We start from the raw sequence: 26,246 nt of genomic DNA on the forward strand, positions 1-26,246 counted from the left end.
TTTTATCCGCTATAACCGGCCGTAGAACGTCATTCTGGCGCTTTCCGACAGCATCACGTCCGGCTGCGCATTGTAGGCCAACACCACCAGCATGCGCGTGGTGTCGCCTTCGGTCGGCGTCACCCGGTGCATGGCGTTGCGCCCGCGAAACAGCACCAAATCCCCCTCCTCCATCGCCAGCCGTTTGACCGCCCGCTCGCCGTCCAGCACCTGCGTGACCCCGGCATAGTTCATCTCGCCGCGATCGGCGTCGCGCAGGTTCTCCACGTATTCGAAGCGCCCGCCCGCCTGCGGTTTCTGGATCAAGAGCGTGATGGCGAACGAGGAGTTGTCAAAATGCCAGCCCAGCTCCTGACCGGTATGGGCGTAATGCAGATTGATCGACGACAGCCGATCGGCGTAGGGGTAGAGCTGCGCCTCGCCCAGCACCGCACACAGGAACGCGCGAAACGCCGGGGCATCGTACAGCGCGCGCAGCGGCGACTGCGGCGGAATATCCTCGTCGGTAATGCAGCCCTTGGACGACACCACCAGCCGGTTGCGCGCATGGTCGGCCGGCAGCGCGTCGTCCTGCGGCCGTAGATACACGTTGTGTTTGCTGGTGGCGTAAAACGCCGCATGGTGCTGTTCAGCGCCCTCCAGCCGCACCGTCGCCAGCGCGGCTTCACGCAGAAATCCCGGCAGCACCAGCGCGCCGGCGCGCGCCAGCGTTTGCTGGCAGCGGGCGCGGAACGCGGCGTCATCGATGGGATGGGCGGACAGATCGATAATATCGGCAAGTGGCGGCATGACGTTCCCCTCGTGTGCGAAAGCCGGATGCCTCTCACTGTAGCGAATGCCGCATTGCCGCCATAACAAAAATACGTTATGGATAAGCTAACGAATTCTTAGCGATAAGCCCTGCTCATGCACTCACCGTCCCGTGCGCGCTTGCCCAAGCTGAGCGCCATTCTGGCGTTCGAAACCGCCGCTCGCACCGGCAGCCTGGCCCGTGCGGCGGATGCGCTGGCGCTGACCGCCGCCGCCGTCAGCCAGCAGATCCGCCAGCTCGAACAACATCTGGGCATCACGCTGTTCATTCGTGCCAAAAGCGGCGTCACGCTGACCGAACAGGGCGCGGACTACCTGGCCTACGTGCAGGAGGCGTTTGAAACGCTGCGCGTGGCGCAGCAACACGTCGAACGCCAGCGCGGCAAACAGGCGCTGACGGTGTTCGCCCTGCCGGCGTTGGCCTCCAAGTGGCTGAACCCGGCGCTGGGCGACTGGCTGGCGCAGTGCCCCGACGGCGATCTGCGGCTGCACGCGACCCATGCGGCGGTCGATTTCGCCCATTCGGCGGCGGATTTCGCCCTGTGCTTCGGCGATCAGGATTACCCGCTGCTGGAAAAGGTGCAGCTGTTTCAGGATCGGGTGCAGCCGGTATGCAGCCCGGCGCTGCGCGATCGCGGCGACTGGACGCAGCTGCCGCTGATCCACGTCGACTGGGGCAAGGAGAGCCAGTTTCTGCCGGGCTGGCACGAGTGGTTCACCGCCGCCGATCGGTCGCCGCCGCCGCGGCGCGGGCTGACCTATAACCTGACCTCGCTGGCCATCGACGCCGCCGTACAAGGGCGCGGGGTGCTGCTCGGCCAGCGGCGGCTGATCGCCCGTGAACTGGCGGAGGGCCGGCTGGTCACCCTGGCCGAACCGGCGCTGCCGCTCAGCAAACCCTACTACGTGGTTTACCCGCCGCGCACGCTGGAAAAACCCGGCGCAGCGGCGTTTCTGAGCTGGTTGCAGGCGCTGGCTCAGCACGCGGTATAACCGCCGTCGATGCTGTAAAACGCGCCGGTGGTGAAACTGCTGTCGTCCGAAAGCAGGAAGGCCACCGTTTTCGCCACCTCTTCCCGCGTCGCCATCCTCCCCATCGGGTGCGAAGCGGCCATCTGCGCCCGCGCCGACGCCGGCAGTTCCCCCATCGCCGGCGTATCTACATAACCCGGCCCGACGGCGTTGACGCGCACGCCGCGCGTAGCGAATTCCAGCGCCGCCGAGCGCGTCAGGCCCAGCACGCCATGCTTGGCGGCGGTATAGGGCGCAATCCCGGCAATGCCCACCACGCCGTTGGCGGAAGAGAGGTTCACCACCGCCCCCCGCCGCCGGCGACGATCGCCGGCAGGCCGTACTTCATGCCGAAAAACGTGCCGCCCAGGCAGGTGGCGATCACCTCATGCCAATCTTCGACCGCGTACCGATCGATATCCACCTCGTGCGGGCCGGTGATCCCGGCGTTGTTGACCAGCAGATGCAGCGCGCCGCAGCGCCGCACGATCTCTTCAATACCCTGCTGCACCGACTGCGCGTCGCGCACGTCCATCCGCAACATCATCACCCGCCGGCCGTCGGGATCGAGCCGCGCGGCGGCGGCGGCGAGAGGCGCAGCATGGCGGCCGGTCATCACCACCGTGGCTCCGCGCCGAAACAGCTCGGCGGCGATCGCTTCGCCAATGCCGGTGGACGCGCCGGTCACCAGCGCCACCCGATGTTTGAAATCTTGCATAGCCGTTCTCCTGCAAAGTTGAGTTCAAGGGGAACAGGCTAGCGCCGGCAAGTGACAGTTTGCGGCAGCAGTGATGCCCAACGCGGCGAGGAATAAAAGGAGTAATGCTTATCAATATTTTATCTATACGATGGAAGTAAATTGTATAACCATTTTATTTTCATCATTAAATGTGTAAGGCGCACCCACTCTGACGCCAAAACTCATTATAACTTTTTATATATTAGTTAGATTAAACCCCTATTTTCCCCGCTGTCACAAAACTGTCATAGATAAACGCATCTTAACTTTTCGGAGCATTTATCATGGCAAAGACTCGCATTATCGCTACCATCGGCCCCGCCTCTCGCCACATCAACACGTTGGCAGCGCTGGAAAAAGCCGGCATGTCCGTCGCCCGATTGAACGGTTCGCACAACACGCTCGACTGGCATGCGGAAACCATCGCCCTGCTGCGTAAAACGTTGCCGGATACGCCGGTGCTGTTGGACATTCCCGGTAGAAAAATCCGCACATTGCAACTGAAACACGAACCCTCATTCACTAAAGGGCAAACGCTGATCCTCACGACCGATACCTCGCATAACGGGGAGGAAAAAGTCCCGGTGGGGTACGGCCGGTTGCATGAACGGCTGACGGTGGGCGATAAGGTTTTCGCCGATGATGGCACCCTCTCGTTTCAGGTCGTTAACATCGTCGATCGGGACATCCACCTGCGGGCCGACATGGACGGCCAACTGAAAAGCCGCAAAGGCATCAATGTGCCTGGCATCGATCTCGGGCAGGCGCTGATAACGGAGAAAGATCGCGACATGATCGCCTTCGCCAAAGCGCATCAAGTGGACTACATCGGCATAAGCTTCGTCGAAAGCGCGGCACACATCAACGCGATCAGAACGCTGATCGGAGGCGATACGCCCCGCATCGTGGCGAAAGTGGAAAACAGCGGCGGCATAGAGCATCTGGAGGAAGTCATCGCCGCCGCCGACGTTATCATGATCGATCGCGGCGATCTGGCGGTGGAAACCTCGATCGACCGCGTTTCTCTCTACCAAAAACAGATCCTCCGAGCCGCCTCCCATGCGGGCAAACCCACCATCGTGGCGACGGAATTGCTGCACAGCATGATAGAGAACCCGCTGCCAACCAAAGCGGAGGTCAGCGACATCACCAACGCGGTGCTGGATGGCGCCGCGGCGGTGATGCTCTCCGGTGAAACCGCCGTAGGCCGCTATCCTCTGGAGGCCGTTGCCCGTATCGCCAGCGTAGCCCATCAGGCGGAACAGCATTTAGCGCATGCGCCCCACTCATCCCCCCCTGCGCAGGTTGACGATATTCGACAGGCTGTCGGCGCCCTTATCCGCGCCTTGCCGATCTCCCGGGTGGTGGTGTTTTCTCGCACAGGTTACAGCGTGCGCATCGCCGCCATGGCCAACATCGGCCTCCCGATCGTCGCATTCGGCAACGATGCGGCGACGGTGCGCAGCTGGAATATGCTGCCAGGCATCACCGGCCTGACATTGCCTCGGATCGATCTGACACAGCCGGAAACCGAACGTTTGGCTCTGAATGTCCTGTCAGACAATGGATTGATAAATCGGCACGATGTTTTGCTGCTGGTCAGCGCCCAGCAAGACAATCAGCATATCAGCGGGAATATTTTGCGCACGCTCAGCGCCGATGCCTACCTGCAATCTGACGCGGCGCGGGAACCTCACCGGAAAGAAGAGGTGGCCTGATGGATAATCATGCGTTGTTCTATCTGGTGATTGCGCTATTTGCCGTGATCCAATCGGTTTTCGGCATGGGCATCTTGGTGTTCGGTACACCGACGCTATTAATGCTGGGCGTTGATTTCTCCTCCGTACTTGGGCTACTGCTGCCGTCGTCGGTGCTGATCTCTCTGACGCAGACGCTTGGCGCCCGACGAATTGCTTTTCCCGCTCGCGAAAAGGTCAATATGCTGATTTGCGCCATTTTCGTCATTCTGGCGCTGAGCCTGGTCTTGCATTCGACGCTGAAGATGAATGTCGATCTGCTGGTGGGCGCCATCCTGCTGTTTTCCGCCTTGATGCGCTTTCGTCTGTCACTGCAGGAAACCGTGAAGCATTATCTCGGCAAACATCAGCGCGCTTATATCGCAGTCATGGGCCTGATACATGGCGTCACCAACATGGGTGGCGCCTTGCTGGCACTCTACGCTACCGCCAGCCATCGCGAGAAACTGGAGATAAGAACCACCGTCTCCCGTTATTACCTGATGTTCGGTTTAATCCAATTGGCCACGCTGGCCTGCATTAAATGGCAAGCCCTGAACCTCGACGGTTTCGCCGCGGCACCGCTGGCTCTGCTGGTGTATCTGGTCGTCGGCAATCTGCTGTTCAAGAGAACCAGCGCTCCCGTTTATGAAAAAATGGTAACCGGCTTTATTGCCTTCTATGGCGTGGCCGTTCTCACTAAAGGCTATTTATAGGCTCCCCATGACGACGACTCTCTTTTCTCTGATCCCGGTGATATTTTTAATCGCCATGGGATTCACTCTGCGGCACAAAAACCTGATCGATCGGGCTTTCTGGCTGCCCTGCGAGAAGCTGAACTACTTTTATCTCTTCCCGGCGCTGATGTTTATTCAGGTCGGCAAAGCCGACCTGAGCCAGTTTCCGGTACGGCCGATCGCCCTGTCGGTCCTGGGCGCCGTGTTGATCGGCGCCTTGTCGTTGTACCTCTGGCGAATCTGGCTAAAACAGCCCGGGCCGGTTTTCTCTTCCGTCATACAGGGCGCTCTGCGCCCCAATACCTACATCGGGGTTGCCGCAGCAGCGGCGACTTTCGGCCACACCGGCCTGACGGTGACCTCAATCAGCATCGCCGTCGCCATCCCGCTGTTGAACGTGGCCTCGATTGTCATACTGATGCATTACGGCCAGGGCTCCCGCCCCGGCGGCAGACAGATCGCCAAAGCGCTGGGGAAAAACCCAGTGATCCTTTCGGTCTTGGCCGGTCTGGCCTTCAATGCCAGCGGCTGGTCGCTCGGCACGGCGCTGGAGAACATTCTCACCATTCTCGGCGGCGCCTCTCTGCCGTTGGGGTTGCTGGCGGTCGGCGCGGGGCTGGATATCAAGGCGGCGCGTACGGCACAGGGCCCCGTACTGCAATCGACCTTCGTCAAGTTACTGCTGGTACCGCTGTTGACGCTGGGAATCGGCATCACCCTGGGCATCTCCGGCCCGGTGCTGGCGACTATCGTCCTGTTTAACGCCTTACCCTGTACACCTTCCGCCTACATCATGGCGAAACTGCTGGGCGGCGATCATCGCTTGTCGGCCGGTATCATCACGATCCAAACGTTGCTGGCGGCGGTCACCATTCCTGTTATTTTGCTGTTGACCCAGTTTTCAGCTCATCCAGCTTAAGATGGGCCTCATACTTCCGCCACAACGCGTCGAACCAGCCGTCGTCTCCATGACGATCGTTGATGCGCTCGACCGCTTCCGCACACTGTCGGCGGGCCAAGGCCAACAGGCCGGCCTCGCCCGCCGATAAAACAGCCAATAAGCGCGCCATTTCCACCAGATAGTGACGGGCAAAGGAGACATCGTAATCGGTAATGTTTTTGCTGTTGTCAATCAAGTCGCACAGTTTGATGGTCTGCGCTTCCGCACAGGCCTGCGCGCTGTGCCGCAGATTGGCATTTTTACGGTGCAGACGCTCACCGCCGTAGCTGCGAGGCTGCACGTCGGTCAACATTTCCACATAACGCTCGACCGTCGGACCGAATTCTCGCCGGATATCCGCCAGGGTCACCGCCGTATCTTCTACCGTATCATGCAGCCAGGCAGCGGCGACCATTTCTGGCGTCGGCTTAGCCCGCCGCAGCAAATCCACCACCGCCGCTGGGTGCACGATATACGGCTCCCCGGTGAACTTGCGCCGCTGATTGCAGGCATGGTGAGCGTCATTGGCAAATCGCTGCGCTTTCAAGGTTAAATCCATACTTTCTCCTTATCCATATCGATTCAGTCTAACGGCAGCCATGCTGACATCTGAGTCGATTTGGTTATGAGTTATGCCGACAACGCAGCACGTAATGCGCTCACAAACGCCGCAAAGCCCGCTATTTTATGCCTACTTTTTCTCATGCGAGACACCCTGTGGATACCCAACGCTACCTGCAGCATATCGGCTTTGCCGGCACCGCCCGCCCTGACCTCCCCACGTTGCAACAGCTGCACCATCGCCACATGCTGAGCGTCCCGTTCGAGAACCTGAGCATTATTTATCATCAGGGTATTCAGCTGGCGCCCGAAGCGCTGTTCAGCAAGGTGGTCGAGCGTAACCGCGGCGGTTTCTGTTATGAGCTGAACACGCTGTTCGCCCTGCTGCTGCGAGAGATCGGTTTCAAGGTGAGCTTCATCTCCGGCGAGATCCGCGCGCGCGACGGCCATTTCGGCCCACCCTACGATCATCTGGCGCTGCGGGTGGATCTGGCGGGGCAGGCCTGGCTGGTGGATGTCGGTTTCGGCGATTCCTTCCTGACGCCGCTGAAGATCGTCGTCGCCGAGCCGCAACCGCAGGCCAGCGGCACTTTCCACCTGGAACGGGAAGGCGACTATTACCTGCTGGAGCGCCGCAACGGCGACCAACGCTCACATGCCAAAACGCTGTATCGCTTTACCGTTCAGCCGCGCGAGTTGCCTGAGTTCGACGAGATGTGCCGATTCCACAGCACCTCGCCGCAGTCGCACTTCACCCAGCGCCTGGTGTGTTCACGGCCGACGGAGCACGGCCGGGTGACCCTCAGCGACATGAAGCTGATCGTGACCGAAGATCACCAGCGCCACGAAACGACGTTGCATTCGGAAGAGGAACGGCGCGCCGCGCTGTGGCAGCATTTCGCCATCGATTTGGAGCGTTGACGGCGCCGGCGGCGCCCTTTTATTGCGATTCTGTTACACCGATTGCATAACCGCGCTTGGCTGATTGCCAGCACCGCGACGGCAGGCATCATAGGATCATGATTCGGCAACAGAGTGCGAAAAATGATCCGTGTGATACTGGTGGATGACCATGTGGTGGTGCGCTCCGGCTTTGCGCAATTGCTCAGCCTCGAGGACGATCTCGACGTGGTGGGGCAATACAGCAGCGCGGCGGCGGCCTGGCCGGCATTGCTGCGCGACGACGTCAGCGTCGCGGTGATGGACATCGCCATGCCGGATGAAAACGGCCTGAGCCTGTTGAAACGCCTGCGGGCGCAAAAGCCGCAGTTTCGCGCGATCATCCTCAGTATCTATGATACCCCGACCTTCGTACAGAGCGCACTGGATGCCGGCGCCAGCGGCTATCTGACCAAACGCTGCGGGCCGGAAGAACTGGTGCAGGCGGTGCGCTCCGTCGATATGGGCGGCCATTACCTGTGCGCCGACGCGCTGCGGGCGCTGCGCGGCGGCGAGCAGCCGGCCACGGCGCTGGAGGCGTTGACCCCGCGCGAGCGCGAGATCTTCGATCTGCTGGTCAAAGGCGACAGCGTAAAGGAGATCGCTTTCAAGCTCGATCTCAGCCATAAAACGGTGCACGTGCATCGCGCCAACGTCCTGGGCAAACTGCAGTGCAGCAGCACCATTGAACTGGTGCATTTCGCCCTCGACCATCAGCTGCTGGCGGGGCATTGATGTCGCCCCGCTTCCGGCCCTGGGTTATCTCGCTGTTTATCCTGTTGGCCTGGGGGAGCGGCTGGCTGATGCTGTGGACGCTCGGTTTCTACCTGACCCACAACGGCAATCAGGCGGCGCTGTTTCTGCCTCACGGCGTCTATCTCGCGCTGCTGATCCTGCTGGCGCGCCGCTATTGGCCCGCCCTGATAATACCGCCGGTGCTGCTGCTGTTCTGGCTGCACGGCGAACGCCTGCTGAGCGGCTACAGCCTGCTGGCCGCGCCGTTCATCACCCTGCTCCCGGCCGCGCTCGCACAGCGATTCTGGCGCCGTTTTCCACTCTACTGGCAGCGGCTGACGCTGCTGCTGGCCGCAGTGACCGCCGCCTCGCTGCTCAATACCGCCCTGCTTGCGCCTTTCGCGCACAGCCCGGCGATGCTGCTCGGCCTGGCGTCATTTACCGGCGGCGTCTTGCTGACCCCGTTCGTCTACCTGATTTTTGAATTTCTGCGCCAGCAACACCGCTACCATCTGCTGGGGCTGGACACCAGCAACCCGCCGCTGCGCGCGTCCTTAATCATCTGGTGCAGCCTGTTTTTCGTTATCGGCATCGGCACCCAGATGGTGCTGTCGCCGGAAATCGAACGCCTGCTGCTGATCGTGGTGTTTTTGCCGAACGTGGTGATGGCGTGGAAGTTCGGCTGGCAGGGCGGCGTGCTGTCCGGCCTGCTCGGCAGCATGATGATCACCATCGCGCGGCAGGTCGGCGTGGGGTTCGGCAATCTGATCGAGCTGGAAATCTTTCTGGCGACGCAGGCGCTGCTCGGCATCGGTCTGGGCATCGCCATCAGCCGTCAGCAGCACCTGGCGCAAAACCTGCACCACTATCGCCGACGCCTGGAAGAAGAGTTGGCGGCGCGGCGGGCGTTGACCGAAAAACTGATCCACACCGAAGAAGACACGCGAAAGAACCTGGCGCGCGAGCTGCACGATGAAATCGGCCAGAACATCACCGCGATTCAAATTCAGTCGCAGCTGGTCAAACGGGCGCGCGATCCGGCGCAAACCCAGGCCGCCGCGAACCAGATAGCCGATCTCGCCCGGCGCATACATCACTCCACGCGCCAGCTGCTGCGCCAGCTGCGCCCGCCCGCGCTGGACGAGCTGGCGTTCAAAGACGCGCTTCACCACCTGCTGAATGAATTCGCCTTCAGCGAACGGGGCATCCGTTGCCGTTTCGACTACCGGCTCATCAACACGCCCGCCGGCGAGACGGTGCGTTTTACCCTCTACCGACTGCTGCAAGAGCTGCTCAACAACGTGTGCAAACACGCCGAAGCCAGCGAAGTCGCCATCGTTTTGTATCAACAGGGGGCACTTTTGCACCTCGAGGTGCGGGACAACGGCATCGGCATCCGGGCGGACAAGGTACCCGGCCTCGGCATTCAGGGGATGCGCGAACGGGTCAGCGCGCTCGGCGGCGAACTGACGCTGGACACACAGCGCGGCACGCGGGTAATTGTTAACCTGCCCACAAATTTGCAACAAACCGCCGACTAACTAGGAAAAAGTCTTAGCCAGTCCGGACTTTCTCTCATCCCCTTTCCCTTTCACCTTCTTATAGTCATCACCAGGGAGACGGCTATGCAGACACGCTCGGCATCTGAAATCGATCATCGTTACCGCGCGCTGCGCCCGCGACTGCTGCTGTACATGGTCATCGGCTACGCCGCCTTTTACCTGACGCGCAAAAGCGTGAATTACGTGCTGCCGGCGCTGCAAACGGATTTGGGGCTGGATAAAGGGGACATCGGCCTGCTCGGCTCGCTGTTTTACCTGAGCTACGGCCTGTCGAAATTCAGCGCCGGATTGTGGCACGACGGCCACGGGCAGCGCAGGTTTATGGGGATCGGCCTGTTCGCCACCGGCGTGCTGAACGTGGCGTTCGCCTTCGGCGAATCGCTGACGCTGCTGTTGGCGGTCTGGGCGCTGAACGGCTTCTTTCAGGGCTGGGGCTGGCCGCCCTGCGCGCGGCTGCTGACCCACTGGTATTCGCGCAACGAGCGCGGCTTCTGGTGGGGCTGCTGGAATATGTCGATCAACCTCGGCGGCGCGATCGTGCCGCTGATCAGCGCCTTCGCCGCCCAGCGCTGGGGCTGGCAGGCGGCGATGTTGATCCCGGGGGCCGTCAGCATGGCGTTGGGCCTCTGGCTCACGCGGCGGCTGACAGGCACGCCGCAGGAAGAAGGCCTGCCGTCGGTCGGCCGGTGGCGCCACGATCCGCTGGAGCTGCGCCAGGAACAGCAAAGCCCGCCAATGGGGCTGTGGCGGATGTTGCGCACCACGATGCTGAAGAACCCGATGATCTGGCTGCTGGGCGTCTCTTACGTGCTGGTCTACCTGATCCGCATTGCGTTGAACGACTGGGGCAATCTGTGGCTGACGGAAAGCCACGGCGTCAACCTGCTCAGCGCCAACGCGACGGTGATGCTGTTCGAGATAGGCGGCCTGCTCGGCGCGCTGTTCGCCGGCTGGGGCTCGGATGTGCTGTTCGGCGGGCAGCGCGCGCCGATGATTTTGCTGTTCACGCTCGGGCTGATGGTTTCCGTCGCCGCGCTGTGGCTGGCGCCGGTGCATCACTACGCGCTGCTGGCGGGCTGTTTCTTTACGGTGGGCTTTTTTGTCTTCGGCCCACAGATGTTGATTGGCCTCGCCGCCGTGGAGTGCGGGCACAAAGGCGCCGCGGGCTCCATCACCGGCTTTCTCGGCCTGTTCGCCTACCTGGGGGCGGCGCTGGCGGGCTGGCCGCTGTCGCGGGTCATCGAAGGCTACGGCTGGTCGGGCATGTTCAGTTTGCTGTCCATCGCCGCCGTTCTTATGGGTTTATTGCTGATGCCGCTGCTGATGGCGAGCGTTACCACCTCTACCGAGAGAAGGATAAAACAATGAAAAAAACGTGGGTCACTACCCTGATAGCGTCCGGCATCGCGCTGGCGACTCTGAGCGGCGGCGCGCACGCCAAGGGCCGCCTGGTGGTCTACTGCAGCGCCACCAATGAAATGTGCGAAGCGGAAACCAAAGCCTTCGGCGAGAAATATGACGTGAAAACCTCGTTCATCCGCAACGGATCCGGCAGCACGCTGGCGAAAGTGGATGCCGAGAAGAAGAACCCGCAGGCGGACGTCTGGTACGGCGGCACCCTCGATCCGCAATCCCAGGCCGGTGAAATGGGGCTGCTGCAGCCGTACAAATCGCCGAACCTCGAACAGGTGATGACGCAATTCCGCGATCCGGCCAAGCTGAAAGGCAACTACTCCTCGGCGGTCTACGTCGGCATTCTCGGCTTTGGCGTCAACACCCAGCGCCTGAAAGAGAAAAACCTGCCGGTGCCAAAATGCTGGAAAGACCTGACCAAGCCGGAATACAAGGGCGAGATTCAAATCGCCGATCCGCAAAGCTCCGGCACCGCCTACACCGCGCTGGCGACCTTTGCCCAGCTGTGGGGAGACGATCAGGCGTTCGATTACCTCAAGCAGCTGAACGCCAACGTCTCGCAGTACACCAAGTCCGGCATTGCCCCGGCGCGCAACGCCGCCCGCGGTGAAACGGCGATCGGCATCGGTTTCCTGCATGACTACTCGCTCGAAAAGGAACAGGGCGCGCCGCTGGAGCTGATCTCGCCTTGCGAAGGCACCGGCTATGAAATCGGCGGCGTCAGCATCCTCAAAGGCGCGCGCAACCTCGACAACGCCAAGCTGTTCGTGGATTGGGTGCTGTCGAAAGAGGCGCAGGAGCTGGCGTGGAAGCAAGGCAAATCCTATCAGATCCTGACCAACACCACCGCCGATACCTCGCCGAACTCGCTGAAGCTCGACGACCTGAAGCTGATCAACTACGACATGGACAAGTACGGTTCGACCGAGGTCCGCAAGGCGCTGATCAACAAATGGGTCAGCGAAGTCAAGATGGGTAAATAAGCCCACATTCTGCGCCTGTTGCCGGGTAAGCCTCACGGTTTGCCCGGCCTGAACATCCGGGAAACTTATGTCACATACACATGCACTCCATCTCGTGAAAAAACGAGATGCGATATTCCTTTGGGTTTTGCTCGGCTGGCTGGCGTTCGCCCTGCTGCCGAGCTGGAGCCTGGATTACGGCCTGCTGGAGTCCACCGGCGAAGAGATCCTCGCGGCCTACGGCTGGTCAAATCGCAATATCAGCTGGCTTTGGTGCCTGCTGCCGAGCCTGCTGCTGCTGCGCCCTTACGCTGCGGCGGGCGGTGAACGGCGGCGGCGCCACGCGTTCGACGCCGGCTGGGCGCTGCTGTGCATGGCCTTTATCGTCGTCAGCGCCACGCTGGCGGGACGCGGTTTAGGCTACGCCACCCTGGTGCAGTTGACCGCGCTGGGCGCCATCATGACGTTGGCGCTGACCCGCCTCGACTGGCTGGGCGGCGACCGCTTCGTTATCGGCGCGCTGGTCACCATCGTGGCGCTGATCGGCGTCTTCATCGTCTGGCCGAGCATCGCGATTTTCATTCCGATGTTCACCGACCAGACGGGCGCCTTCGCGCCGCTGGCGTTTATGAACGTGCTGTCGCAGGCGCACATCGTCCAGGTGATCCTCAACTCCATCGCCCTGTCGATCGCGGTAGGCGCCGGCTGCACCTTCTTCGGCCTGGTGCTGGCGATTTACACCACCCGCATCGCCAGGCGCAGCGCCATTATCGGCCGCATCTTCTCCATCCTGCCCATCGTCACGCCGCCGTTCGTCGTCGGCCTGGGCGTCACGCTGATGATGGGGCGCTCCGGCTACGTGACCGAGTGGATGGTGGCCTGGTTCGGCCTGACCAACACCAACTGGCTGTACGGCTTTACCGGCATCTGGCTGGCGCAGGTGCTGGCGTTCACCCCGATGGCGTTCATGATCCTCGACGGCGCGATCAAGACCATTCATCCTTCGCTGGAAGAGGCCTCCTACACCCTGCGCGCCAGCCGTTGGCAAACCTTTAACGGCGTGTTCGTGCCGCTGCTGAAACCGGCGCTGGCCAACGCGTTTCTGATCGTGGTGGTGCAATCGCTGGCCGACTTCAGCAACCCGCTGGTGCTCGGCGGCAACTTCGACGTGCTGGCGACGCAAATCTATTTTTACATCACCGGTTCGCAGCTCGATTATCAGGCCGCCAGCACCCTCGGCGCCTTCTTGCTGCTGTTCTCGCTGCTGGTGTTCTGCATCCAGTATATGTGGATCGGCAAGCGTTCCTACGTCACCGTGTCCGGCAAATCCTATCGCGGCGACGTACAGCCGCTGCCGGTCACGCTGGTGTGGAGCGTGATCGCGCTGCTGGCGGTGTGGGTAGCCTTTAACGCCCTGCTTTACGGCAGCATTTTCTACGGCAGTTTCACCGTCAACTGGGGGGTGGATTACACGCTGACGCTGGATAACTTCATCAAGCTGTTCGGCCAGGGCATGAGCGACGGCGCGTGGCCTTCGCTGCTCGACACGCTGCTGTACGCCGGGATCGCCGCGCCGATCACCGCCGCGTTCGGCCTGTTGATCGCCTGGATCGTGGTGCGCCAGCAGTTCAAGGGCAAAAAGACCATCGAGTTCACCACCATGCTGTGCTTTGCGGTGCCGGGCACCGTGGCGGGCGTCTCTTACATTCTCGCCTTTAACGGCGCGCCGGTGTACCTCACCGGCACGGCCGCCATCGTGATTATCTCGATGGTGATGCGCAACGTGCCGGTGGGCATTCGCGCCGGGATCGCCGGGCTGGGCCAGATAGACAAATCGCTGGACGAAGCCTCGCTCAGCCTGCGCGCCGGCTCGCTGCGCACCATCACGCACATCCTGCTGCCGCTGCTGCGCCCGGCGATCCTGTCGGCGCTGATCTACAGCTTCGTGCGCGCCATCACCACCGTCAGCGCCATCGTCTTCCTGGTCACCCCCGATACCCGCGTGGCCACCGCCTACATCCTCAACCGCGTGGAAGACGGCGAATACGGCGTGGCGATCGCCTACGGTTCAATTCTGATCGTGGTGATGCTGGCGATTATTTTCCTCTTTGACTGGCTGATCGGCGAGGCACGCATCTCCCGTTCAAAAGCCAAAAACCAGGCGTAATGGAGCCCATGATGAGCCAGAAAAATTTCGTTGAACTGCGCAACGTCTCCAAACGGTTCGGCAACAACACGGTAATCGATAACATCACGCTCACCATCCCGCGGGGGCAAATGGTGACGCTGCTCGGCCCTTCCGGCTGCGGCAAGACCACCATTTTGCGCCTGGTCGCCGGGCTGGAAAAGCCGAGCGACGGGCAGATATTCATTGATGGTGAAGACGTCACTCATCGTTCCATACAGCAGCGTGATATCTGCATGGTGTTCCAGTCTTATGCCCTGTTCCCGCACATGTCGCTGGGGGAGAACGTCGGCTATGGCCTGAAGATGCTCGGCATTCCGCGCGCCGAAGTGAAAGCGCGCGTGCAGGAAGCGCTGGCGATGGTGGACTTGGCGGGGTTCGACGATCGCTATGTCGATCAGATCTCCGGCGGCCAACAGCAGCGCGTGGCCCTGGCGCGCGCGCTGATCCTCAAGCCGAAAGTGCTGCTATTCGACGAGCCGTTGAGCAACCTCGACGCCAACCTGCGCCGCAGCATGCGTGAAAAGATCCGCGAGCTGCAAAAGCAGTTTGATATCACGTCGCTGTACGTCACCCACGATCAGAGCGAGGCTTTTGCGGTCTCCGACACCGTGCTGGTGATGAACAAGGGGCATATCATGCAGATGGGCTCGCCACAGGATCTCTATCGGCAGCCCGCCTCGCGCTTTATGGCGAGCTTTATGGGGGACGCCAACCTGTTCCCGGCCAGCTTCAGCGCCGACCATGTCGATATCAGCGGCTATCGCCTGCCGCGCCCCACGCACTTTGCCGCCCAGGGCGCCGGCACGGTGGGCGTGCGCCCGGAGGCGATCACGCTGAGCGAGCATGGCGATGAAAGCCAGCGCTGCGTGATCGAACATGTCGCCTACATGGGGCCGCAGTATGAGGTGACGGTGGCGTGGCACGGGCAGCAGATTTTGCTGCAGGTCAACGCCACCCGCCTGCAGCCGAACGTCGGCGAGCGCTATTATCTGGAAATTCACCCCTACGGCATGTTTATGCTGGCGGACGCGGCATAATAAGCATCACTCTTAAGCGTTAGAATAACGGTCATCCCGTATGGGATGGCCGGAAATAATCGCCAAAAATACCGTATTTATCTATTTTTACAATTCCACCCAAGTCCTTGTTCAGCCGAATAATAAATATAGCCGCATTCATTGAAAAATAACCAACAAGGCCACCGAGGGTGATATTTTTATTTGGATAGGGTAAGCTTAGTCCCGCAGTCGAAATTATTTAACGGCCAACTCAAGGAGAAATTCATGAGCAACAATGCAAACGCACAGGCGCAGCTGGATAATTTACGCAACGTCGCTTCCCAGCTGAAGGAAATGCGCCACTATGCACAGGCGAATACCGAGACGCTCTCCGCACACTGGCTGGCCTTCGATCAGGGGGAATGCAAAAATAAGGCATTCGCCGAAGCCATTAACGACCTGTTGAATAAACAGGGCGCCTGTCTGGAAGGGCTGGAAAAAACCATTCAGGATATCGAGATAGAATTGAACCGTCTCGACAAAGCCGCCTGATAATACCAATTTAAATAAACCCGCCGCGCGCGGGTTTATTTTTAGCTGCGGCAGATGACGCGCGCAATATCCCCGGATGTCGTCAACGCGCGTATTTCGCTGAACAGTTCGGTGGCTTCATCATATTCTTTACGCAAATAACCCAACCACTGTTTGATGCGCGCCACGTGATACAGGCCGGTGTCGCCCTGCTTTTCCAGATGAACATATTTCTGCAGCAGCTCAACCACCTGCGGCCAGGGCATGCGCGGTTCGTTGTACTTCACCACCCGGCTCAGATTCGGCACGTTGAGCGCGCCGCGCCCCAGCATGATGGCGTCGCAGCCGGTCGCCTGCAGGCAATCCTGCGCGCTCTGGTGATCCCAGATCTCGCCGTTGGCGACAACCGGGATGCTGAGCCGCTGACGGATCTCGCCGATCGCCGCCCAGTTGATGCGATCCGCCTTGTAGCCGTCCTCTTTGGTGCGGCCGTGCACCGTCAGCTCACTGGCGCCCGCCTGCTGCACCGCATCGGCGATTTCAAAGCTGCGATTGGAGGAGTCCCAGCCCAGGCGCACCTTCACCGTGACCGGCAGATGGGCCGGCACCGCCGCGCGCATCGCTTTGGCGCCCTGGTAGATCAATTCCGGATCTTTGAGCAGCGTCGCCCCGCCGCCGCTGCCGTTCACCAGTTTGGACGGGCAGCCGCAGTTGAGATCGACGCCGTAAGAGCCCAATTCCACCGCACGCGCGGCGTTTTCCGCCAGCCACTGCGGATACTGCCCCAGCAGCTGTACCCGCACCAGCGTGCCCGACGGCGTGCGGCTGGCGCGACGCAGCTCCGGGCACAGCCGGTAGAACGACTTGGCCGGCAGCAGCTGATCGACCACGCGCAAAAATTCGGTGATGCACAGATCGTAGTCGTTCACTTCGGTGAGTAACTCACGCACCAAAGAATCGAGAACGCCCTCCATCGGAGCCAATAATACGCGCATGACCAATCCCAGCAAAAAAAGACCCGCAATGATACGGGTGAATGCCCGCGCCAGACAAGCCTCTGCGGGCATTAAAAATGCCGTCAGCCCAGCCGGCGGATCGGTTGGCCGGCAAGGAACGCCGCAATGTCCTCGACCGCCTCGGTGAAGTAGGCGCGGTAATTGTCGTCCGCCACGTAACCCACATGCGGCGTCGCCAGCACGTTGGGCAACTGGCGAAACACGTCGTCGGCCGGCAGCGGCTCCGTCTCGAACACGTCCAGCCCGGCGCCGGCGATCTTCCGCTGTTGCAGGACGTCCACCAACGCCGCCCGATCGACGATGCCTGCGCGCGAGGTATTGATCAGGTACGCGGTGGGCTTCATCGCCGCCAATTCATCACGCCCCACCAACCCGCGGCTGCGATCGCTCAGCACCAGGTGAATGGAGACAAAATCGCTCTGCTCAAACAGCGCCCGCTTGGACGGCGTCAGCTCAGCGCCCTCCTGCGCCGCCCGTTCCGCCGTCAGGTTCTGGCTCCAGGCCAGCACCCGCATGCCGAACGCCTGCGCCACCCGGGCCATCTGGCCACCGATCTTGCCCAGCCCCAGCAGCCCCAGCGTTTTTCCTTGCAGCGTGACGCCCAAGCCCAGCTGCCACGGGCCGTTGTTCCGCAGCCCGACGTTTTCCGGCACGATATGCTTCGCCAGCCCGAGCAGCAGCGCCCAGCTCAGTTCCATCGGCGCAGCCGAGCCGCTGGCGGTGCCGCACACCACCACGCCGCGCTCGGCGGCGGCGGCCAGATCGATAGCGGCGTTGCGCATGCCGGAGGTGATCAGCAGCTTCAGCTTCGGCAGCCGCGCCAGCAGCGAGGCGGTCATCGGCGTGCGCTCGCGCATGATGACCAAAATGTCGCATTCCTGCAGATGCACCGCCAGCTCCGCTTCATCGGTAAAGTGCGCGCTGATGGCCGACACCTCCACCCGATCGGCCAGCGCCGACCAGTCCGCCATCTTGAGCGCCACCTGCTGGTAATCATCGAGAATTGCGCACTTCAATTTCATCTCCGTCTCCTGGAATCTAGGGGTAGCCACCGTCCAGCCTAGTACGAAAATGCCGTTCCGCCAGGCAAAAAAAAAGCCGCCCGTATCGGCGGCTTACTCTTTGAGCAATCAGGCTTATTCGGCCGGTTTGCGGTTGCGCGGGCGGCGCGAAGACGGCGCGCCGGAACGACGCTGGCCATCACCCTGCGGGCGGGCGTTACCGTTGCCGTTGCCGCGGTTTTCACGCTGGCCGCCGTTCGCGTTACCGCTGCGCTGACCGCCGCCGTTACCGGAACGCTGGCCGCCGCCGTTGCCGCGCGGCGCGCCGCGTCCGCCGCCCTGACGGCCGTTGATGATCGGCTCGGCCTTGATGGTCGGATCCGGCTCGTAGCCCGGCAGCGCAATGCGCGGAATTTCACGCTTCAGCAGACGTTCGATGTCGCGCAGCAGCTTGTGCTCATCCACGCACACCAGCGAGATAGCTTCGCCGGTGCGCTCCGCACGGCCGGTACGGCCGATACGGTGCACATAGTCTTCCGGCACGTTAGGCAGCTCGTAGTTCACCACGTGCGGCAGCTGGTCGATATCCAGACCGCGCGCCGCGATGTCGGTCGCCACCAGCACGCGGATGCGGCCGTCTTTGAAATCGGCCAGCGCGCGGGTACGGGCGCCCTGGCTCTTGTTGCCGTGGATCGCCGCGGCGGTGATGCCGTCTTTGTTCAGCTGTTCCGCCAGATGGTTGGCGCCGTGCTTGGTGCGGGTAAACACCAGCACCTGTTTCCAGTCGCCTTCGCCGATCATCTGCGACAGCAGTTCCCGCTTACGCTTCTTGTCGACGAAGTGCACGCTCTGCTCAATCTGCTCGGACGCGGTGTTGCGGCGCGCCACTTCCACCGAGGCCGGGTTATGCAGCAGCTTGTTGGCCAGCGCCTTGATGTCGTCGGAGAAGGTCGCGGAGAACAGCAGGTTCTGGCGCTTGGCCGGCAGCTTGGCCAGCACGCGGCGGATGTCGTGGATAAAGCCCATGTCCAGCATGCGGTCCGCTTCATCCAGCACCAGAATTTCGATTTTGGACAGGTCAACCGCGTTCTGATGCTCCAGATCCAGCAGACGGCCCGGCGTCGCCACCAGGATATCGACGCCGCCGCGCAGCTTCATCATCTGCGGGTTGATGCTCACGCCGCCAAACACCACCAGCGAACGCAGGCGCAGGTGTTTGCTGTAGGCATCGACGTTTTCGCCGATCTGCGCCGCCAGCTCACGGGTTGGCGTCAGGATCAGCGCGCGCACCGGGCGACGGCCCTTGACCGGATGGTCATGCTTGCTCAGCAGCTGCAACAGCGGCAGGGTAAAACCGGCGGTTTTACCGGTGCCGGTCTGGGCGCTGGCCATCAGGTCACGACCTTCAAGCACGACAGGGATAGCCTGACGCTGGATTGGCGTCGGTTCGCGATAGCCCTGTTCTTCAACAGCGCGCACAATTTCAGCACTTAAGCCGAGGGTTTCAAATGACATAAAGAGAAAAACTCCAGATCCCCCCTAACCTAACGGTGTTCGGTGCAGTTTCCTGGGAGGATGATCAGACGGGGCATTAAGCATGACCACGAGGGATTGGCACAAACTGCAGTGCACCAGGCGGCGATTGTAACAGAAGTCGCGCAATAAAAAGCACTTTTACGCACCCAGAGCACAATCTGCCGTAAATTCAGCATTGTCTGAAGCCGATCACATAACTCATTGTGGTTAGCGGTTGCGTTTTAGACAATCTGGCATAAAGTTAATCATATGATTGATTAACTTCGAGCGTGACCCATGCCAGCTTCCGTACCTCATCAGGCCGCCGGCCGGGCGCGCGGCGAGCAAACGCGCCGGCAACTGCTCGCCGCGGCGACCGAACTGTTCGGCGAACTCGGCCTGCAGGGCGCCACCACGCGCGATATCGCCCAGCGCGCCGGCCAGAACATCGCCGCCATCACCTACTACTTCAGCTCCAAAGAGGGGCTGTATCTGGCCGTGGCGCAGTCGCTCGCCGATTTCATCCAGCAGGCGTTCGCCCCGTTGGCCGAAGAGGTCGATCGCTTTGGGCAAGAAGCGCCCGAACAACGCTCACCCGACGCGGCGCTGCGCTTGCTGCAGCGCGGCCTGCTGGCCTTCAGTGAGCTGATGACCCAGCCGCACACGCTGAACCTGAGCAAAATCATGTCGCGCGAACAGCTCGCCCCGACCGAGGCCTATCCGCTGATCCACCGCCAGGTGATCGCGCCGATGCACGAGCGGCTGTGCCGCCTGCTGTCTGCCGCCACCGGCATTGACGAGCACGCCACTCGCCTGGTGCTGCATACCCACGCGCTGATCGGCGAGGTGCTGTCGTTCCGCGTAGCGCGAGAGACCATCCGCCGCCAGGCCGGCTGGCAAGAGATTGGTGAAAGTGAAGCTGCGCAGATCGCGGCGGTGCTGAGCGAGCATATCGAGATTTTGGTTATTGGGCTGCGCCAACGTCACGGCGCGTAAATTCAGGCAGGGAGTGTTATGAACAAAAAACGCAGTGCCTTGATCGTGTTGTTAATTCTGCTGATCGCGGCCGCCGCTTACGCGGTCTGGCATTACCAACAGCAGCAGGATAAGCCGCTGACGCTGTACGGCAACGTCGATATCCGCACGGTCAACCTCGGCTTCCGCGTCGACGGCCGCCTGGCGTCGCTGACGGTGGATGAAGGCGATGCCGTTCAGCCGGGCCAGCTGCTCGGCAAACTGGACGATGCCCCCTATCGCAACGCACTGCAGCAGGCCGAGGCCAACGTCGGCAGCGCGCGTGCCAAACTGTCGCTGCTGCAGGCCGGCTATCGCAGCGAAGAGATCGCCCAGGTGCAGTCAGAAATGGCGCAGCGCCAGTCCGCCTTCGCCTACGCCGACAGCTTCCTGAAGCGCCAGCAAGGGCTGTGGGCGAAAAACGCCACGTCCGCCGACGCGCTGGAAGATGCGCGCACCGCCCGCAATCAGGCGCTGGCCAATCTGCAGGCGGCGAAGGACAAGCTGTCGCAATACCGCAGCGGCAATCGCCCGCAAGAGATTGAACAGGCCAAGGCCGAGGTGGCACAAAGCGAAGCGGCGCTGGCGCAGGCGCAATTGAATCTGCAAGACGCCACGCTGGTCTCCCCGTCCGCCGGCACGGTGCTGACCCGCGCGGTGGAGCCGGGCACCATGCTCGGCGCCGGCGGCACAGTATTCACCCTGTCGCTGACCCGGCCGGTGTGGGTGCGCGCCTACGTCAACGAGACCAGCCTGAACCAGGCGGTGCCCGGCACCGAGCTGGAAATTTACACCGACGGCCGCCCCGACAAGCCTTACCACGGCAAGATCGGTTTCGTCTCGCCGACCGCGGAGTTCACGCCGAAAAGCGTTGAAACGCCGGATCTGCGCACCGATCTGGTGTACCGCCTGCGGGTGATCGTCACCGACGCCGACGACGCGCTGCGCCAGGGCATGCCGGTCACCCTGCGCTTCGCCAAACCCTGAGGCCGGCCATGGAACAGGCGCACACCATCGAGCTGGAAGGGCTGGAAAAACGCTTCCCGTCGCTTGAGAAACCGGCGGTCGCCAGCCTGACCACCACCCTGCGCAGCGGCGCGGTGATCGGGCTGGTCGGCCCGGACGGCGCCGGCAAAACCACCCTGCTGCGCATGCTGGCCGGGCTGCTGCAGCCCAGCAGCGGCAAGCTGCGGGTCGCCGGGCTGGATCCGATCGCGCAGGATCGTCAACTGCATGCGATCCTCGGCTACATGCCGCAGAAGTTCGGGCTGTATGAGGATCTGACGGTGATGGAGAACCTGACGCTGTACGCCGATCTGCGCGGCGTCACCGGCGATCTGCGGCGCCAAACCTTCGAACGGCTATTGAAATTCACCGATCTGACCCGCTTCACCGAGCGCCTGGCGGGCAAGCTGTCCGGTGGCATGAAGCAAAAACTGGGACTGGCCTGCACGCTGGTGGGCGAACCCCAGGTGCTGCTGCTGGATGAGCCGGGCGTCGGCGTCGATCCTATCTCGCGCCGCGAGCTGTGGCGCATGGTGCACGAGCTGGCCAACGACGGCATGTTGATCCTGTGGAGCACCTCTTATCTCGACGAGGCCGAGCAGTGCCGCGAAGTGCTGTTGCTCAACGAGGGTGAGCTGCTGTTCAGCGGCGCGCCGCAGGATCTGACCCAGCGCATGGCCGGACGCACGGTGTTGATCGCCGCGCCGCCCGGCAGCCATCGATCGTTGCTGCAGCGGGCGATCTGCCTGCCGGCGGTCACCGACGGCGTGATCCAGGGCAAATACCTGCGCCTGATCCTGAAAGAAGGCGAAGATCACCGGCAGCTGCTGCAGGCGCTGGATCTGCCGGACGCCGAACTGGACGAAGCGGATCCGCGCTTCGAGGATGCGTTTATCGATCTGCTCGGCGGCGGCCCCAACCATCGCTCGGCGCTGGCGGAGATCATGCCGACCGTCAACGGTGAAAGCGGCGAAACGGTGATCGAAGCGGTGCAGCTGACCAAAAAATTCGGCGACTTCGCCGCCACCGATCACGTCGACTTTCAGGTGCGGCGCGGAGAAATCTTCGGCCTGCTCGGCCCGAACGGCGCCGGCAAGTCCACCACCTTCAAAATGATGTGCGGCCTGCTGGTGCCGTCCGGCGGCAAGGCGCTGGTGCTGGGGATGGATCTGAAGACCAGCTCCGGCAAGGCGCGCCAACGCCTCGGCTACATGGCGCAAAAATTCTCGCTGTACGGCAACCTGACGGTGGCGCAGAACCTGAAGTTCTTCTCCGGCGTCTACGGCCTGGGCGGCAAGGCGCAGCGCGACAAAATCGACGAGATGTCGCGCGCCTTCAACTTCGCGCCGATCCTCGATCAGACGCCGGACGCGCTGCCCCTCGGCTTCAAACAGCGCCTGGCGCTGGCCTGCGCGCTGATGCACGAACCGGATATTCTGTTCCTCGACGAACCGACTTCCGGCGTCGATCCGCTGACGCGGCGCGAGTTCTGGCTGCACATCAACGGCATGGTCGACAAGGGCGTCACGGTGATGGTGACCACCCACTTTATGGACGAGGCGGAATACTGCGACCGCATCGGCCTGGTGTATCGCGGCAAGATCATCGCCGCCGGCACGCCGGACGATCTCAAACAACAGGTGGCGCGCGACGACAATCCCAGCCCTTCGATGGAGCAGGCGTTTATCGAGCTGGTGCAGGGCTACGACGAGGAGGAAACGCGGTGAGCGATAACCGACCCCCAATCGACGACGGCGGCTTCTCCTGGCGCCGGCTGCGCGCGCTGTGCCTGAAGGAGACGCGGCAGATACTGCGCGATCCCAGCAGCGGCCTGATCGCCTTCGTCATCCCGCTGATGCTGCTGTTTATCTTCGGCTACGGCATCAACCTGGACTCCAGCAAGCTGCATCTGGGCATTCTGATGGAGCAACAGAGCGAAGACGCGCGCGATCTGGCCCACGCCTTCGCCGGCTCGCCCTATATCGAACCGACCATCAGCGACAACCGCCAGCAGCTGATCCAGCAGATGCAGGCCGGCACGATCCGCGGCCTGGTGGTGATCCCGGTGGATTTCGACCAGCGCATGGCGCGCCCGCACGACAGCGCCCCTATCCAGGTGATCACCGACGGCAGCGAGCCGAACACCGCCAACTTCGTGCAGGGCTATGCCCAGGGCGTATGGCAAGTTTGGCAGCAGCAACGCGCCGCCGATCGGGGAAGCAGCGACAAGCCGCTGATTGACGTGCAGATGCGCTACTGGTTCAACCCGGCGGCCATCAGCCGGCACTACATCATTCCCGGCGCCATCACCATCATCATGACGGTGATCGGCGCCATTCTCACCTCGCTGGTGATCGCCCGCGAATGGGAGCGCGGCACCATGGAGGCCCTGCTGTCCACCCAGGTGACGCGCAGCGAGCTGCTGCTCTCCAAGCTGATCCCCTATTACTTCCTCGGCATGATCGCCATGGCGCTGTGCATGGCGGTGGCGGTGTGGGTGCTCGGCGTGCCCTATCGCGGTTCGCTGCCGATCCTGCTGCTGATCAGCAGCCTGTTCCTCGCCAGCACCCTCGGCATGGGCCTGCTGATCTCCACCCTCACCCGCAACCAGTTCAACGCGGCGATGGTGGCGCTGAACGCCGCCTTTCTGCCGTCGATCATGCTGTCCGGCTTCATTTTCCAAATCGACAGCATGCCGGCCATCGTGCGCGCGGTGACCTACATCATTCCGGCGCGTTACTTCGTCAGCACGCTGCAAACGCTGTTCCTGGCGGGCAACGTCGGCACCGTGCTGGCGATCAATCTGCTGTTCCTGATCGCTTCCGCCGTGGTGTTCATCGGCCTGACGGCCTGGAAAACCCAGCGCCGGCTGGATTAAGGAGAAAGAGCGATGTTTCACCGTCTGTTGACGCTTATCATCAAGGAAATGCAGGCGCTGCTGCGCGATCCGCAAACCCGCGCCATCCTGATCATGCCGGTGATCCTGCAGGTGCTGCTGTTCCCGTTCGCCGCGACGCTGGAAGTCACCAACGCCACCATCGCGGTCTACAGTGAGGACAGCGGCCAGGCCTCGGTGGAGCTGACCCAACGCTTCGCCAAGGCCAAAGCCTTCTCCCATGTGCTGCTGCTGCGCAATCCGCAGGAGATAAAGACCACCATCGACAACCAGCGGGCGCTGCTGCTGATCCGCTTCCCGGCGCAGTTCTCGCGCGATATCGCCGCCGGCCACACCGCGCCGCTGCAGCTGCTGCTCGACGGGCGCAACTCCAACAGCGCGCAGATCGCCGCCAACTACGTGCAGCAGATCGTGCAGGAATATCAGAACGAGCTGCTCGGCAACCGCGCCAAACCCAACAACAGCGAACTGGTGGTGCGCAACTGGTATAACCCGAATCTGGACTACAAATGGTTTGTGGTACCGTCGCTGATCGCCATGATCACCACCATCGGCGTGCTGATCGTCACCTCGCTGTCGGTGGCGCGCGAACGCGAACAGGGCACGCTGGAACAGCTGCTGGTCTCGCCGCTCACCACCTGGCAGATCTTTATCGGCAAGGCGGTGCCGGCGCTGATCGTCGCCAGCTTCCAGTCCAGCATCGTGCTGTTGATCGGCATCTTCCTGTACCAGATCCCGTTCGCCGGATCGCTGTTGCTGTTCTATGCCACCATGCTGCTCTACGGGCTGTCGCTGGTCGGTTTCGGCCTGCTGATCTCGTCGCTGTGCGCCACTCAGCAGCAGGCGTTTATCGGCGTGTTCGTGTTCATGATGCCGGCGATCCTGCTCTCGGGGTATGTCTCGCCGGTGGAGAATATGCCGATGTGGCTGCAGGATCTGACCTGGGTGAACCCGATACGCCACTTCACCGACATCACCAAGCAGATCTACCTGAAGGACGCCAGCTTCAGCATTATCTGGCGCAGCCTGTGGCCGCTGCTGGTGATCACCGCCACCACCGGCAGCGCCGCCTACGCGCTGTTCCGCCGCAAGATCGCATAAAAAAAGCTCTGCATATCACATGCAGAGCTTTTTGATCGCCAGATACCCTAAGGCTTGAAAGACGACGGATTTAGCGGCGGTTGCCGAAGATGCGCAGCAACATCAGGAACAGGTTGATGAAGTCGAGATACAGCGTCAGCGCGCCGACGATGGCGTACTTGCGGAAGCCGTCTTTATCATCGGCGTTCAGCTGCTCGCCCATCGCTTTGAGTTTTTGCGTGTCGTACGCGGTCAGACCGACGAACACCACCACCCCGATGTAGGTAATCGCCCACATCAGCGCGGTGCTTTTCAGCCAGATGTTCACCAACGAGGCCAGCACGATGCCGATCAGCGCCATGAACAGCATGCTGCCAAAGCCGCTCAGATCGCGCTTGGTGGTGTAGCCGTACAGGCTCATGGCGCCGAACATGCCGGCGGTGACCACGAAGGTGCTGGCGATCGAGCTGTAGGTATAAGCGATGAAGATGCTCGACAGCGTCAGCCCGGTCAGCGCCGAGTAGAGCATGAACAGCGAGGTGGCCACCGCGCCGCTCAGGCGGTTGACCATGCCGGAAATCACGAACACCAGCGCCAACTGGGCGATGATCAGACCGAAGAAGGTGATCTGACTGGAGAAGATGAAGTTAAGGATCTCGGGCGTATTGGCCGCATACCAGGAAACGAACGCCGTCAGCAGCAGACCGCAGGTCATCCAGCCGTAAACCTGCGCCATGTAGGCCTGAATGCCGCTGTTGGCACGTTCGACGATTGAACCATTAGAGCGTGGATATCGGTCCATGACGGTTACCTTTTGCGTTGTAAACAAGATTCCGAAGCCCCGCGAACGGGGCTTC

23 protein-coding genes and 1 pseudogene are annotated in these 26,246 nt (G+C 61.7%); 17 read left to right on the forward strand and 7 right to left on the reverse strand.

Annotation, left to right across the window (positions count from 1 at the left end; all coding sequences use genetic code 11):
• Positions 1-9 precede the first annotated feature (9 nt).
• On the reverse strand, positions 10-789 hold the full coding sequence (locus JL05_RS21830) for a HalD/BesD family halogenase (protein ID WP_033633851.1): 780 nt from the start codon (positions 787-789) through the stop codon (positions 10-12).
• Between the two features lie 117 nt (positions 790-906).
• Here JL05_RS21830 and JL05_RS21835 point away from each other — a divergent pair, with 117 nt between their 5' ends.
• Positions 907-1,803 (forward strand): LysR substrate-binding domain-containing protein, encoded by an 897-nt coding sequence (locus JL05_RS21835; RefSeq protein ID WP_033633852.1) that lies wholly within the window; start codon positions 907-909, stop codon positions 1,801-1,803.
• Here the strand turns inward: JL05_RS21835 and JL05_RS21840 are convergent.
• Positions 1,788-2,539, reverse strand: a pseudogene (locus JL05_RS21840) (SDR family NAD(P)-dependent oxidoreductase). The gene JL05_RS21835 and the pseudogene JL05_RS21840 overlap by 16 nt on opposite strands.
• A 305-nt stretch (positions 2,540-2,844) precedes the next feature.
• Here JL05_RS21840 and pyk point away from each other — a divergent pair.
• Genes pyk through JL05_RS21855 form a run of 3 tightly spaced genes read left to right on the forward strand, consistent with a single transcriptional unit; the run spans position 2,845 to position 5,952 of the window.
• Positions 2,845-4,278, forward strand: a complete 1,434-nt coding sequence (gene pyk, locus JL05_RS21845) for a pyruvate kinase (RefSeq protein WP_033633853.1) — start codon at positions 2,845-2,847, stop codon at positions 4,276-4,278.
• A complete protein-coding gene (locus tag JL05_RS21850; RefSeq protein ID WP_033633855.1) occupies positions 4,278-5,012 on the forward strand; it encodes a TSUP family transporter in 735 nt (244 codons plus the stop codon). The genes pyk and JL05_RS21850 overlap by 1 nt, the downstream gene beginning before the upstream one ends.
• Positions 5,013-5,019: 7 nt before the next feature.
• Positions 5,020-5,952, forward strand: coding sequence for an AEC family transporter (locus JL05_RS21855; RefSeq protein WP_015377036.1), 933 nt, complete (start codon positions 5,020-5,022; stop codon positions 5,950-5,952).
• Here the strand turns inward: JL05_RS21855 and JL05_RS21860 are convergent.
• A complete protein-coding gene (locus tag JL05_RS21860; protein WP_033633856.1) occupies positions 5,912-6,532 on the reverse strand; it encodes an HD domain-containing protein in 621 nt (206 codons plus the stop codon). The genes JL05_RS21855 and JL05_RS21860 overlap by 41 nt on opposite strands.
• A 158-nt stretch (positions 6,533-6,690) precedes the next feature.
• Between JL05_RS21860 and JL05_RS21865 the strand changes: the two genes are divergently transcribed.
• From JL05_RS21865 to JL05_RS21900, 8 genes are all read left to right on the forward strand, one after another.
• The gene (locus JL05_RS21865; RefSeq protein ID WP_033633857.1) at positions 6,691-7,455 is read left to right on the forward strand and encodes an arylamine N-acetyltransferase family protein; all 765 of its coding nucleotides are present in this window, start codon (positions 6,691-6,693) and stop codon (positions 7,453-7,455) included.
• A 123-nt stretch (positions 7,456-7,578) separates the two neighbouring features.
• On the forward strand, positions 7,579-8,208 hold the full coding sequence (locus JL05_RS21870; protein ID WP_033633858.1) for a response regulator transcription factor: 630 nt from the start codon (positions 7,579-7,581) through the stop codon (positions 8,206-8,208).
• Entirely contained in the window at positions 8,208-9,749 is a 1,542-nt protein-coding gene (locus JL05_RS21875; RefSeq protein ID WP_033633859.1) for an MASE1 domain-containing sensor histidine kinase, read from the forward strand. Before JL05_RS21870 ends, JL05_RS21875 begins: the two co-directional genes overlap by 1 nt.
• Positions 9,750-9,815: 66 nt before the next feature.
• A complete protein-coding gene (gene uhpC / locus JL05_RS21880; protein ID WP_254901100.1) occupies positions 9,816-11,138 on the forward strand; it encodes an MFS transporter family glucose-6-phosphate receptor UhpC in 1,323 nt (440 codons plus the stop codon).
• Entirely contained in the window at positions 11,135-12,166 is a 1,032-nt protein-coding gene (locus tag JL05_RS21885; protein ID WP_033633861.1) for an ABC transporter substrate-binding protein, read from the forward strand. Before uhpC ends, JL05_RS21885 begins: the two co-directional genes overlap by 4 nt.
• 67 nt (positions 12,167-12,233) lie before the next feature.
• Complete coding sequence (locus JL05_RS21890; RefSeq protein ID WP_033633862.1) at positions 12,234-14,312, forward strand: ABC transporter permease; 2,079 nt, start codon at positions 12,234-12,236, stop codon at positions 14,310-14,312.
• A gap of 11 nt (positions 14,313-14,323) precedes the next feature.
• A complete protein-coding gene (fbpC, locus tag JL05_RS21895) occupies positions 14,324-15,370 on the forward strand; it encodes a ferric ABC transporter ATP-binding protein (protein ID WP_033633863.1) in 1,047 nt (348 codons plus the stop codon).
• A 246-nt stretch (positions 15,371-15,616) separates the two neighbouring features.
• Positions 15,617-15,883, forward strand: a complete 267-nt coding sequence (locus JL05_RS21900) for a hypothetical protein (RefSeq protein ID WP_004939738.1) — start codon at positions 15,617-15,619, stop codon at positions 15,881-15,883.
• A gap of 41 nt (positions 15,884-15,924) precedes the next feature.
• Here the strand turns inward: JL05_RS21900 and dusC are convergent, their stop codons facing one another.
• The 3 genes from dusC to rhlE all read right to left on the reverse strand — a co-directional run bounded on the left by dusC (position 15,925) and on the right by rhlE (position 19,394).
• Positions 15,925-16,857, reverse strand: a complete 933-nt coding sequence (gene dusC / locus JL05_RS21905) for a tRNA dihydrouridine(16) synthase DusC (protein ID WP_033634134.1) — start codon at positions 16,855-16,857, stop codon at positions 15,925-15,927.
• Between the two features lie 83 nt (positions 16,858-16,940).
• Positions 16,941-17,900 (reverse strand): D-2-hydroxyacid dehydrogenase family protein, encoded by a 960-nt coding sequence (locus JL05_RS21910; protein ID WP_033633864.1) that lies wholly within the window; start codon positions 17,898-17,900, stop codon positions 16,941-16,943.
• 114 nt (positions 17,901-18,014) lie between these two features.
• Positions 18,015-19,394 (reverse strand): ATP-dependent RNA helicase RhlE, encoded by a 1,380-nt coding sequence (gene rhlE, locus JL05_RS21915; RefSeq protein WP_033633865.1) that lies wholly within the window; start codon positions 19,392-19,394, stop codon positions 18,015-18,017.
• A 297-nt stretch (positions 19,395-19,691) separates the two neighbouring features.
• Between rhlE and JL05_RS21920 the strand changes: the two genes are divergently transcribed.
• The 5 genes from JL05_RS21920 to JL05_RS21940 are packed head-to-tail and all read left to right on the forward strand — an operon-like array spanning position 19,692 to position 25,410.
• Complete coding sequence (locus JL05_RS21920) at positions 19,692-20,390, forward strand: CerR family C-terminal domain-containing protein (RefSeq protein ID WP_033633866.1); 699 nt, start codon at positions 19,692-19,694, stop codon at positions 20,388-20,390.
• A gap of 18 nt (positions 20,391-20,408) precedes the next feature.
• Positions 20,409-21,395, forward strand: a complete 987-nt coding sequence (hlyD, locus tag JL05_RS21925; protein WP_033633867.1) for a secretion protein HlyD — start codon at positions 20,409-20,411, stop codon at positions 21,393-21,395.
• Between the two features lie 8 nt (positions 21,396-21,403).
• Positions 21,404-23,140 (forward strand): ATP-binding cassette domain-containing protein, encoded by a 1,737-nt coding sequence (locus JL05_RS21930; protein ID WP_033633868.1) that lies wholly within the window; start codon positions 21,404-21,406, stop codon positions 23,138-23,140.
• Positions 23,137-24,291, forward strand: coding sequence for an ABC transporter permease (locus JL05_RS21935; protein WP_033633869.1), 1,155 nt, complete (start codon positions 23,137-23,139; stop codon positions 24,289-24,291). The genes JL05_RS21930 and JL05_RS21935 overlap by 4 nt, the downstream gene beginning before the upstream one ends.
• Before the next feature lie 12 nt (positions 24,292-24,303).
• The gene (locus JL05_RS21940; protein ID WP_033633870.1) at positions 24,304-25,410 is read left to right on the forward strand and encodes an ABC transporter permease; all 1,107 of its coding nucleotides are present in this window, start codon (positions 24,304-24,306) and stop codon (positions 25,408-25,410) included.
• Between the two features lie 70 nt (positions 25,411-25,480).
• Here the strand turns inward: JL05_RS21940 and JL05_RS21945 are convergent, their stop codons facing one another.
• Positions 25,481-26,191, reverse strand: coding sequence for a Bax inhibitor-1/YccA family protein (locus JL05_RS21945; protein WP_021503998.1), 711 nt, complete (start codon positions 26,189-26,191; stop codon positions 25,481-25,483).
• Positions 26,192-26,246: the final 55 nt, after the last annotated feature.

Origin of the sequence: Serratia nematodiphila DZ0503SBS1, assembly GCF_000738675.1 — a bacterium.
Taxonomy (GTDB): Bacteria; Pseudomonadota; Gammaproteobacteria; order Enterobacterales; family Enterobacteriaceae; genus Serratia; species Serratia nematodiphila.